At 37.5% G+C, this 11,440-nt stretch carries 8 protein-coding genes and 2 tRNA genes; 6 read left to right on the top strand and 4 right to left on the bottom strand.

Annotated elements, in window-relative coordinates:
- Positions 1–95: 95 nt before the first annotated feature.
- Positions 96–1,355, top strand: coding sequence for an MFS transporter (locus JSS34_02605; protein ID MBS0185231.1), 1,260 nt, complete (start codon positions 96–98; stop codon positions 1,353–1,355).
- Here JSS34_02605 and JSS34_02600 read toward each other — a convergent pair.
- Positions 1,352–2,608 carry an MFS transporter gene (locus tag JSS34_02600; protein MBS0185230.1) on the bottom strand — a complete coding sequence of 419 codons (1,257 nt, stop codon included), beginning with the start codon at positions 2,606–2,608 and terminating at the stop codon, positions 1,352–1,354. The two genes, JSS34_02605 and JSS34_02600, sit on opposite strands and share 4 nt — an antisense overlap.
- A 32-nt stretch (positions 2,609–2,640) precedes the next feature.
- Positions 2,641–3,849, bottom strand: a complete 1,209-nt coding sequence (locus JSS34_02595) for a tyrosine-type recombinase/integrase (protein ID MBS0185229.1) — start codon at positions 3,847–3,849, stop codon at positions 2,641–2,643.
- Between the two features lie 257 nt (positions 3,850–4,106).
- On the opposite strand from JSS34_02595, the gene JSS34_02590 reads away from it, so the two are divergent.
- The 4 genes from JSS34_02590 to JSS34_02575 all read left to right on the top strand — a co-directional run bounded on the left by JSS34_02590 (position 4,107) and on the right by JSS34_02575 (position 6,190).
- Positions 4,107–4,180, top strand: a tRNA-Cys gene (locus JSS34_02590).
- Between the two features lie 114 nt (positions 4,181–4,294).
- Positions 4,295–4,370 (top strand) — tRNA-Asn (locus JSS34_02585).
- A gap of 30 nt (positions 4,371–4,400) precedes the next feature.
- The gene (locus JSS34_02580) at positions 4,401–5,231 is read left to right on the top strand and encodes a TIGR00282 family metallophosphoesterase (protein ID MBS0185228.1); all 831 of its coding nucleotides are present in this window, start codon (positions 4,401–4,403) and stop codon (positions 5,229–5,231) included.
- Positions 5,228–6,190 (top strand): Gfo/Idh/MocA family oxidoreductase, encoded by a 963-nt coding sequence (locus JSS34_02575; protein MBS0185227.1) that lies wholly within the window; start codon positions 5,228–5,230, stop codon positions 6,188–6,190. The genes JSS34_02580 and JSS34_02575 overlap by 4 nt, the downstream gene beginning before the upstream one ends.
- Positions 6,191–6,262: 72 nt before the next feature.
- Here the strand turns inward: JSS34_02575 and mfd are convergent, their stop codons facing one another.
- Together mfd and JSS34_02565 are read right to left on the bottom strand one after the other, a co-directional pair.
- On the bottom strand, positions 6,263–9,787 hold the full coding sequence (gene mfd, locus JSS34_02570) for a transcription-repair coupling factor (GenBank protein MBS0185226.1): 3,525 nt from the start codon (positions 9,785–9,787) through the stop codon (positions 6,263–6,265).
- Positions 9,788–9,810: 23 nt separating this feature from the next.
- Positions 9,811–10,860: a bifunctional UDP-4-keto-pentose/UDP-xylose synthase gene (locus JSS34_02565; GenBank protein MBS0185225.1), complete on the bottom strand. Its 1,050-nt coding sequence runs from the start codon at positions 10,858–10,860 to the stop codon at positions 9,811–9,813.
- A 337-nt stretch (positions 10,861–11,197) separates the two neighbouring features.
- Between JSS34_02565 and JSS34_02560 the strand changes: the two genes are divergently transcribed.
- The coding region (locus JSS34_02560; protein MBS0185224.1) for a hypothetical protein at positions 11,198–11,440 on the top strand (243 nt) is incomplete at its 3' end.

Below are 11,440 nucleotides of genomic sequence, written 5' to 3'. Positions count from 1 at the left end.
TTTGTAATTATTATCGGCTGACAGCCGAAAACATTGCATTTCTCCCCCTTCTGTTACATTAAAATTAAAAAATCTTTTTTTCTAAGAGAGATCTTATGATGACTCAAAAATATAAGTATTTGCCTTTTTTTATGTGGTCTTTTCCGGTTGTCTTTTTTGCCTATCAATTTATCCTGCGCCTTTGGCCTGGTCTTATGATTCAACAAATTATGGAGCGTTTTTCTGTAGATGCGACCCAATTTGGGGTATTTGCCTCTTTTTATTACTATGGATATGCCGGTGCTCAAATTCCAGTTGCTCTTTTATTGGATCGATATCGTCCTCGCTTTATCATTTCTTCTTTTGCTCTGGTATGTGGACTGGGAATGCTTCTTTTCATTTATACAAATATTTGGTCTTTGGCTTGTATAAGTCGATTTTTAATTGGGGTCGGCTCAGCTGTTGGTTTTTTGGGCGTCTCGAAGGTTATTTCAGAATGGTTTCCAAAGGGTCAATATGCCAAAATGGTTGGTTTTTCTTTTACATTTGGGTTAATGGGCGCCATCTATGGCGGGAAACCAATCGGACTTTTTCTTGAAACCTATGGTTGGAAAAGCGTGGGCTTAACTTTAGCCCTTGTATCCATGAGCATTGGCTTATGTATCTATATTTTTCTAAAAGATCCTTCGGGCCATCAAAGACATACACCAGAGGAGGAAGAGTCTTTTAAAGCTTCCCATTTAAAAGTTTTATTGTCTCCAATCATATGGCTTCTCGCTGCAGCTAATTTCTTAATGGTGGGAGGATTGGAAGGATTTTCTGATGTATGGGGGGTGTCCTATCTTATGATGGTTTATGATATTCCGAAGCATGAAGCGGCTCAGTTTGTTTCATTTTTATTTGGAGGAATGCTTTTTGGGGGGCCTTTTCTTGCTTTCTGTAGCCGAAAATTAGGGATCTATACGGTTATTGCTTTATGTGGGGTTGGTCTGGCTCTTACACTTGGGGCTCTTCTTTTAAATTATAAATTTGCACCTTTAGAAATTATGTGTTTGCTCTTTTTAGCCGGCGTTTTTTGTTGTTATCAAGTTGTCATTTTTGCGGCTGGATCTGAACTTGTTAAGCCTCTTTACTTAGGAATTACCATAGCTTTTTTAAATTGTATTAATATGTTGGGAGGTTCTTTTTTTCATACTCTTATTGGATACATGATGGATAAGGCTTGGATTGGAACCATAAATCAAGAAGGTGGACGGATCTATGATGTCATGTCTTACCAAATAGCGCTTACGTTAATTCCTATCTGTGCACTTATTGGGTCAGGCATTGTGTGTTTGTTAAAAATAAAATTGAAAAGAGAGAAGATCAAGGTCTAAGAAAGATCTCTTTCTGAAGAAGGAAGTTTGATTGCTCCTGTCAGAGAAATTAATGCAAAAAAGCACATCATACCAGGAACTACCCAAGGATGTGAATGATGTATTAAAGAGGTAAGAAAGCTGGGGAGGAGAGCCATAAAAGCAAACGTGAGGTTATAACAAAAAGCAATTCCCGTGTATCTTACCGATGTTGGAAAAAGACGCGTCATTAAAGGAAAATAGGAAGAGCCAAAAAGAGCAATAAAAAATTGATGAAAAATTAAAAACAAAATAAGGTTTATGGTATGGCGAAAAAGAAGGAGGGAAAAAAGGGGCAGGCATGTCAAAAGATAAAAAAGAGTGGTTTTAATAAGAATGTTTCTTTTTGGGAAAAGATCTGAAAACTTTCCACAAAAGGGAAAAATAAAAGCTGAAAATACAAGACTGATTGTAATGCCAAAATAAACATCTTTTGAGTCAAATCCAAAAAATGTCGGAATATAATAAGGAAAGAAAAGGTTTAAAAGAACAAGGGACGCAAAAAAACTCGTTAGGGAAAAACCCTGTAAAACATTCTTATAATGATCTTTGAGTAGTAAAATAAAAGGATTTAGTTTAACGCGTTGATGCGTTGTAAAAACGGGAGTTTCAAGAAGCTTTAAGCGCAAAGCTAAGAGAATTAAACCAAGACATCCTCCCATGATAAAAGGAAAACGCCATCCAAAAGCTAAGATTTCGGACTCTTCAAAAGTTGATGTCAGCACATAAAGAACAAAGGTGGCTAAAATTGCTCCGATTGACGTACTCGAAATAATGAAACTTGTAAAGCGTCCAAGTGATTTTTGAGGTGCAAATTCTCCTATGATGGTTGTGGCGCCTGGTAATTCTCCCGCATAAGAAATTCCTTGAAATATGCGAAAAACAAGAAGTAAAAGAGGTGCGCAGAATCCAATGCGATCATAAATTGGGAGACATCCAATTGCAAACGTACTGAGGGACATCAAAGCTGTAAGCATGAGGAAGGCAGGTTTGCGCCCAAAACGATCCCCCATCATTCCAATAAGGGTGCCTCCAAAAGGACGTGCAAAATAACCAACTGCAAAAATAAGAAAAGACTGTATGATCGCAAGGGATTTGTCTTGAGTCGGAAAAAACAAAATTGCAATATATTTTGTCATCATGGCATAAACAACAAAATCATAATACTCAACAAGGGAGCCCATGCTCAACCAAAGCGTAATTCGATAAAGGAGTGAGTTTTGAATATTTTGCATCAGGAAGTTCCTTTTTGTGTAAAGAGAGAACTTTAAATGGTCTTGTCTTTTGCCGATCTATGCCTTTCTTTCAATTCAATGTCAATATACTTATCTGTGGTTGCGCTGGAGCTATGCCCAGCATCATCACGGACATGCTCTCTGGGTCTAATTTTAACATCATCTGATATGCCCGTATGCCTTAGCCAATGGACAGTTACGTCTCGTAAAGAGTCGGCTTCTTCAGATAAATTATTTTTCTCAAGATCTAAGGCAGCTTGATCAAAGCAAGATTGAACACACGTTCTTAAATAAGTTGTACTTGTGATGGGTCCTTTTCCTTTTGCTTTCGGAAGAAGAGGAGATTGATCTGAGCTTGAAGGTAGAGCTGAGAGGCCGAGGGATTGACGCCATCGTTTTAAGGCATCCAACATCGCATTACTTACAGCAATTTGTCGTTGCTTATTTCCTTTTCCAACTGTCATAAACCACCAGTTTCCATCCCCATCACGCAAAAAATGATTCATCTGAGGGGACCATCTTGTCGAAGAAGAAAGTTCTGAAATTCGAAGATACATCCCATAAAGAGCCGACATAATAAAGAGGGTTCTTTCATGGAGTTCAGGTTCTAGGTCAGCCATTGTACTTGCGGTTTTAAGAACGTATTTCCATTGAAGATCAGTCAGTCTCCTGACAACAGGTTGTCCTTGATGTTTGCGGATAAATTTACTTTTTTGCCTGATTAAAGCAACAGGATTCATAAAGACATGTTCTTCTTGAAGAAGGTAATTAAAGAAAGTGCTTAAAATAGCGAAAATTTCTTTAATGGCGCCTTGGGAAAGCTCAAATTTTTTTGGATCTGGACGGTCTCCTTTTTGATGTGCTGATTTTGAAACGGTTGCCACAAAGGGTCGCCACTCCGGATTGGGCATGCGGTTTTCTGCTTCAGAAAGAAAACGAGGTGCTTTTTTGATTCCAATCCAAGAAAGAGGAGGATTTTGACAAAAATGAATAAAAGCCTCGATATCCTCACGTCTAAGTTCTGCAAGTGTTTTATGGGCAATAAGAGAACACCATTGCAAAAGACGCTCAACTTCTCTTCTATAAGAATTAAAAGTGCCTTCACTTCCTCGATAGGCTTTAAGAAAGTTAAGAGAGTGTTTATAATCATCTTCATTCACATAAGAGGGATGTTTAGAAGCATTTGACGTGTTTCCAATATAGGCGAGAGCATCAAAAAGAGGCAAAAAAGAGTGGGTTATAGCTTATATTCCTATTGTTAGTAATTTCTTCTTAAAAATCATTTCTTTCTTTAAAAGATTTTTTCTCTTTGTGGTAAGTTTGTCATATAAAGGATTTTATCAAAAGAGATACCTTTTTTAAACACTTTTAAAACAGCTTTTTAAATCATTTCTATAAAAAACTTTTCCCAAAGAATTGTTTTTTTGTAATTTTTTTAATCCTTTTCTTGACCTGAAAGGAAGGAGAGGTGTATACCTTCTTGGTAAAGATTGTTTAAGGCCGGGTGGCAGAGTGGTTATGCAGAGGACTGCAAATCCTTGTACGTCGGTTCGATTCCGGTCCTGGCCTCCAAACAAAAGAATGATGAAAGATTGATGATAAAAAAACTCTGGCACTTCTTTTATTTTAGCCCTAGATTTTTAAATAAATCTTTGTTATGAAACTTTCATCAGTTAAATTTTCTGATCCCCGGTAGCTCAGTCGGTAGAGCAAGTGGCTGTTAACCACTCTGTCGCTGGTTCGAATCCGGCCCGGGGAGCCACTTTTAAATACAGAATAATACAAAGGGAACATGCGCCTTCTTTACTTTGGTGATGTGGTCGGTCGATCTGGCCGAGAAGTGGTTTTGGAAAATCTTCCAGCATTAAAGGCTTCGTTGCGGCCTGATTTTACTGTTTTAAATGGTGAAAATGCAGCAGCTGGTTTTGGAATTACCCCTAAAATATGTGATGAGTTTTTTAAAAAAGGCATTGATTGTATTACTTTAGGAAACCATGCTTGGGATCAAAAAGAAGTTTTGACGTACATCGGAGATGAACCCCGTCTTTTGAGACCTTTAAATTATCCCCCTGGAACGCCAGGTCGAGGTTTTAATCTTTTTACCTTACCGAACGGTCAAAAAATTTTAATGATTCAGGTTATGGGACGTCTTTTTATGGATGCCCTAGATGATCCTTTCAAAGCCATCGATGACGTTTTAAAAAATTATCAACTCGGACCCTTTCTTCCTTTTATTTTTGTTGATGTTCATGCCGAGGCAACCAGTGAAAAGATGGCACTTGCACATTACTTTGACGGTAGAGTGACTGCTGTCGTTGGAACGCATACGCATATTCCAACCGCAGATAGTCAAATTTTTCCCCTTGGAACAGCTTATCAAAGCGATGTAGGGATGTGTGGAGATTATAATTCTGTCATTGGAATGAAAAAAGAAATTCCCATTGCGCGGTTTACAAAAAAAATTTCAGGCGAGCGGATGGTGCCTGCAGATGGGAAAGGTGATCTTTGTGCCGTTTTTATTGTAAGCAATGATACAACTGGGCACGCTGTATCAATTGAACCCATTCGTATGGGGCCAAGATTATCTCAAACATTTCCTAAAGGAGAGTCTTTCTCAAAATGACAATTAAGTTTCCAAGATGTGTTGTTGTTGGATGTGGCAGTTGGGGAGAAAACCTTGTACGGACGCTTGTTTCTCTTCATGCCTTAGAAGGCATTGTTGAAAAAAATGTCGTTCGAGCACTTGAGCTTTCAAAGCTTTATCATGTTCCTGTGTTTGAATTTGAAGACGTTCTTAAAAATAATGAAATTCAAGGCATTTTTATTGCAACAACTTCCTTAGAGCGTGGTTCGCTAATCGCACAAGCTCTTGAGCATCAAAAACATGTTTTTGTTGAAAAACCGATTGCTTTCAAAGAAAAGGAAGCTCAAGAACTTTATCAGACCGCCCTTAGGACAAAACATCATATCATGGCAGGCCATTTGTTGCTTCATCATCCTGTCTTTCAAGCGATGAAAGATATGGTTCAAAAAGAGCGGATTGGAAATATTCGGTGCCTCCAAACCTCACGTAAGAATTTTGGGAAATTTTTTAAGAATGAAAGTGTTTTGTGGGATTTTGGTCCCCATGATCTTTCAATGATATGGGATCTTCTTCCCAACGATAAAAAGAAAATGCCCGATTCAATAATTTCTCAAGTTTTATATGAGAGAGAAAACATTCCTGACGTGGTTGAAACATCTCTCCTTTTCTCAGGCATTGGCGTTCAAATGTCTCTTTCACGTTTAAGTCCTTATAAAGAACAAAAAATCATTGCTCTTGGAGATAAAGGCTCGCTTTGTTTTGATGATACAAAACCCTGGGACGAAAAACTCCTCTATACACCTATTCTCTTTAAAGAAAAGAATGGAGAATCTATTCCCGTAAAAGGAGATGAGAAATTCATAAAAGTTCCACAGGAAGAGCCTCTTAAAAATGAGTGTTTAGCTTTTTTAAAGGCGATCCAAAGTAATGCTAAACCCGAAGCTTTTGAGGAAGCTCTTATGGTTACAAAAATTCTTGAAAAAATTCAAAATAAATAAGGCATTGAGCATTAATAGGTTTTTTCCGTCTGTTCCTTAAAAGTGATGGAGATATGATAACATTCGCCTTTTTTAACTTTCTATTTTTTGAGCTAAGTCGCCCAGGGTTATAAGAAGGTTTTTAACATCTTGAAGCCGATTCTCCTGACGCGTCCATCCTTTAACAAAAAAAAGTTTGTGGTCTGGTCTTAGTTTTAAAGCTCCTGAGCTTTTATTCAAAAGATCAACAAGCCCCAAAGGATTTTTAAAGAGATTTTTATAAAAAGTTAAAACGACGCCTTTGGGTCCAATTTCAACTTTTTCAAGTCCAGCTTTCTCAGCCAGACGCTTAAGAGAGATAACTTCTAAAAGATTTTGAACAGATTTTGGCAGAGCGCCAAAACGATCTAAGAGTTCATCAGAAAAAAGTTTGATTTCATCATCGTTTCTTAAATTTGAAAGACGCTTGTAAAGAGAAAGTCGCAAAGAAAGATCTGGAATATATGTTTCTGGAATCATGACGGTGCCTTCAAGAGATACTTGAGAAGACATAGTGTCATCAAAAGAAGCTTCTTCTCCTGTTTTAAGGGCTTCAATGGCTTCTTTTAAGAGATGTTGATAGAGTTCAATACCGATTTCTTTAATGTGCCCGGATTGTTCTTCTCCAACAAGATTTCCAGCGCCTCTAATATCCATATCATGACTGGCGATGCTAAATCCAATCCCAAGTGTATCGAGGGTCTCAAGGACTGTCAGTCGGCGCTTTGCGTTTTCTGTAAGAAGTTTTTGAGGCGCATAGGTGAGGTAAGCATACCCCCGGACCTTCGAGCGACCAACGCGTCCTCTTAACTGATAAAGCTGGGAGAGCCCAAAATAATCTGCTTTATGAATAATAAGAGTATTGGCAGAAGCAACATCAAGGCCAGATTCAATAATATTGGTCGAAAGCAAAACATCACACTTTTTTTCATAAAAAGCTGACATAACATTTTCAAGATCGGTTGGACTCAATTGACCATGGGCGCAAAGAACTTTGAGTTCAGGAACAAGTTTTGAGAGTTGTGTTTTAAGAGGAGTAAGATCTTCAATACGAGGCGCGACATAAAAGGATTGTCCGCCTCGAAAATGCTCTCGAAGGAGGGCTTCTCGAATTGTAACGCCATCAAAAGGCATCACAAAAGTTTTAACAGCCATACGATCTACAGGTGGGGTAGTTATAAGGCTTAGGTCTCTAATCCCTGTGAGAGACATTTGGAGGGTTCTTGGAATGGGAGTTGCTGTTAAGGTAAGAATATGAAGGGCCGGATATTTTTCTTTAAGTTTATCCTTTTGAGTTACACCAAAGTGCTGTTCTTCATCAATAATAAGGAGGCCTAAGTCTTTAAATGTGAGAGATTTCGAAAACGCTGCATGCGTTGAAATCAGAATCTGAGCTTCTCCCTTTTCAAGAAGAGAACGATTTTCTTTTGCTTCTTTTGGGGAAAGAAGACGGGAAAGCTCAACAACTTTAAGGTTTGTATTTTTAAAACGAGCTTCAAATGTTTTAAAATGTTGCCGTGCGAGCAGTGTTGTAGGTGCAACAATAGCCACTTGTTTTCCATTTGTTGCTGCAATAAAGGCAGCTCTAAGAGCAATTTCAGTTTTTCCAAAGCCAACATCACCACATACCAATCGATCCATGGGAATGGTTTTCGAAAGATCTTCCATAACCTCTTCGCAGACACGGAGTTGATCTTCTGTTTCAATAAAAGGAAACCCATTGCAAAATTCTTCATAAAGTGAAGGCAAGGTTTCAAGTGAAGGGGCTGTTTCTAAGCTGCGTCTTGCAGCAATGGCCATAAGTTTTTCAGCAACTTCTTTTATACGTTTTTTAACACGTGCTTTTCGGGACTGCCAATGCGCACTGCCAAGTTTGTCTAAGGGATGGGTGTTGCCTTCGCCTCCAAACCGGCTGAGAACATCCATGTTTTCAACAGGAACAAAAAGTTTGTCTCCCCCTTCATAAGAAAGCTCTAAACAATCATGTTGGCTTCCATTAATATCAAGTGTAAGAAGTCCTTCATATCGGCCAATTCCATGATGGACATGGACAAGAAGGTCGCCCGGGCTAAAACTTGAGATTTCTTCTAAAATTTGATCAGCTGCTTTTTTATTGATTTTTGAGGGACGAATAAGACGTTCCCCTAAAATATCTTGTTCTGTTATAAAAGCGATAAAAGGGGTTTCGAAGCCTTGTTCTAAAGGAAGAATAGTCCCATAAAGCGTATTCTCATCTGAACATTTGATTTCCGTTAATGTTGTAATTTCTTTAAAAGAAAACGAAAAATGTTCTTTTAAAAGATGACTTAATCTTTGAAGAGAAGAGGGGCTATATCCAACAAGAATCAGAGGAGCCCTTTGAGAGCGAAGATGCGTTATAAGTAATTTTGAAATTTCTTCAAAAAGAGTTGTTTCAGCATGAACGCCAGCCTTAACTTTAGAGCGTAAGACGCTCCAGTCATAAAGTTTCCCCTCACAATCAAGAGCGGGCTTTGAAGAGGCCTGAAAAGGTGTAAAATGAAGTGTCTTTGCGGATTTAAAAAGAGCTTGGACTTCTCTTGGGGATGCATAGAGAAGATGGGGGGAAAGTGGCCTATAAGCTTCTTTCTCAGAAAAAGAGAACTTCGTATTTTTTTGAGACAGATCTTGAAGGCGCGCATTATAATGGTCTTGTAGCGTTTCTTCTGCAGCTTGAAGACTTTCAGGTGCTTGAAATTCAAAAGCAAAAATAGGATCTTTCATATAATCCCAAAGATTTTTCATGTGATTAAAAAAAAGAGGCATCCATTGTTCATATCCCGGATAAGGTCTTTTTTCTGTAATCGCCTTGTAGAGAGCATCTTGAGAGGAAGAAGACCCAAAAAGTTCGCGATATTGAGTTCGAAAAAGCCGGATAGTTTCTTCATTTAAAAGAATTTCATGGGAAGGTGTTATTTTAAGTTCTGAAAGGGATTCTGTATGCTTAAGTTGTGTAACGGGATCAAAAGGGTGGATGGTTTGAAGATGATCTCCAAAAAAATCGAGACGTACAGGCATAGAAAGGCTGGGGGTAAAAAGATCTAAAAAACCTCCTCGGACCGAGAATTCTCCGGGCTCATGAACGACCTCAACCCGTCTGTATCCCTCTTTGTGAAGAAAATTCTGAAGCTCTAAATATGAAAAAACCCCTTCTTTTTTTAAAAGAAGAGAACGGTTTTGAAAAAAAGAAGGTGGGGGCAATCTTTGAAGAAAGGCTTGAGGAGATGTTGCAACAAAAACGGGAGTTGATGTTTTAAGGAATTCCGAAAGCGTGAATAAAGTTTCTGTTCTTTCTGCTGTAAGGGAAGGTTTTGGGGAGTTTTGATCATAAGGAAGAGTATCAGGACTTGGAAAGAAAAGAAAAGGTAATTCAGGCGCATAAAAACGCATCATGCTTTTAAAAGTGTTTAAACTGGCATCATCTCGGGCAATATATAAAACGGAAGTTTTTTGCTCAAAGATTTTTTTAAGTAAAAATCCTTCATATCCTTTTGGCGTATGATTAAAAGAAATCTTTTGGTCTTTTTGTATCGTTTGAAGAATTGTTTGAAAGAAAGTCATCTTAAAATTCAAGAAAAAAAACCTTAGTTGACTTCTTCTGTAAGAGATTCATCAGGATGTTTTAAATGATAATCAAGCGTTTTTTTAAGTGCTGTTTTAAGATCTATTTTAGGGTGCCAATCAAGGTAGGTTTCTGCCATTTTAATAGATGGAACGCGTGCTTGCGCATCTTGATAAGATTTTCCATAATATTTTTCAGAATCCACAGGTATAATAGAAACTTTTTCAGCTCTTTCTTTGTATCGAGGATATGTTTTAATGAGGTCAAGAACAAGATTCGCAAGGGTTTTAATAGATACATCATTATGGGGATTTCCCAAATTAAAGATGCGCCGTGTCGCGCAATCATCTTTGTTTTCAATGATTTTTAAAAGAGCATCAATCCCATCATCAATATAGGTAAAACAACGATGTTGTTGTCCGCCATCAACAAGCTTAATGTCATGCCCATGGATGACATTGCTGATAAATTGAGTTAAAACGCGCGAACTTCCCTCTTTTGGGTCCATAATATTATCAAGTTTGGGTCCAATCCAGTTGAAGGGACGAATAAGTGTATAATTTAAATTGTCTTGGACACCATGCGCATAGATGACGCGGTCAAGCAACTGCTTTGAACATGAATAAATCCATCTTTGTTTGTGAATGGGGCCTAAAACAAGATTGCTGGTTTCTTCATTGAACTCTGTGTCTTGACACATGCCATAGACTTCAGATGTTGATGGAAAAACAACACGTTTCTTATGGCGAACAATAGCGCGGATGATTTCTAAGTTAGCCATAAAATCAAGATTAAAAACGCGTAGAGGGTCTTGAACATAAAGGGCAGGAGTTGCAATTGCGACAAGAGGAAGAATGACATCACACTTTCGGATATGATATTCAATCCATTCTTTGTTAATGGTAATATCCCCTTCAAAAAAATGAAAACGTTTATCTGAAAGAATCCCTGTAATTTTATCTGTGGTCATGTCCATTCCATAGACATCCCAATTGGTTCTTTCAAGAATAAGCTCTGTAAGCCGATTGCCAATAAAGCCACTCACGCCCAGAATTAAAACTTTAAGGGTCATGCCCTTTTCCTTTCGTCTTATTTTTCAGTGAAGAGATACAAGGAGAAGTAGCATTTAATAAGGGAATAATCAATAAGTTTTATAGTGATATAGATTTTCTTAAAAGTCCTTTACTTATATTTAAAAAAATATTTAATTTATTATAACTACTGAGCTTCTTAAAAAAGAAAAAATTAAAAATAAAAAACATAAGATAACAAAATTTCCTAATTATTTATCAAGTACTTCTTCTTTATCTAGAAATATAATATTAGATTAGTAAAGAATCTGTATTGATGATTTTTAAGGCTTTTTAATATTCAATAAAAATTAAAGAAAAAGAGGGGTGGATAAATTTATGTTACATATTCTTCGCATCGTATGTTTTGTTTTGGCTGTGTTTACTTTCCAAGAAATAAAGATGCCTTCTTTTGCCGCTGAAATGGAAGGAGGTCATGAGCATAAAAAATCTAAAATAGAAGAGAAAGCCCCTCAAAAAGAACCCTTTTCAGAGGATCTTTTTATCCAAAATGCTCTTAAAGACCCGTGGATATTTAAGTCTCGTGATCATTGGAATGAGTTATATTTTATGGGCCATGTT

The sequence above is a fragment of the Pseudomonadota bacterium genome, from assembly GCA_018242545.1.
Taxonomy (GTDB): domain Bacteria; phylum Pseudomonadota; class Alphaproteobacteria; order 16-39-46; family 16-39-46; genus 16-39-46.
Note: the sequence above shows the minus strand (reverse complement) of the source record. Positions and strands in the feature narration are given on the sequence as shown.

Bases quoted from the DNA above. Each gene is read 5' to 3' on its own strand.
- JSS34_02605 (MBS0185231.1), top strand. From the start codon at position 96: ATGATGACTCAAAAATATAAGTATTTGCCTTTTTTTATGTGGTCTTTT.
- JSS34_02600 (MBS0185230.1), bottom strand. From the start codon at position 2,608: ATGCAAAATATTCAAAACTCACTCCTTTATCGAATTACGCTTTGGTTG.
- JSS34_02580 (MBS0185228.1), top strand. From the start codon at position 4,401: ATGCGCCTTCTTTACTTTGGTGATGTGGTCGGTCGATCTGGCCGAGAA.
- JSS34_02575 (MBS0185227.1), top strand. From the start codon at position 5,228: ATGACAATTAAGTTTCCAAGATGTGTTGTTGTTGGATGTGGCAGTTGG.
- mfd (MBS0185226.1), bottom strand. From the start codon at position 9,787: ATGACTTTCTTTCAAACAATTCTTCAAACGATACAAAAAGACCAAAAG.
- JSS34_02565 (MBS0185225.1), bottom strand. From the start codon at position 10,860: ATGACCCTTAAAGTTTTAATTCTGGGCGTGAGTGGCTTTATTGGCAAT.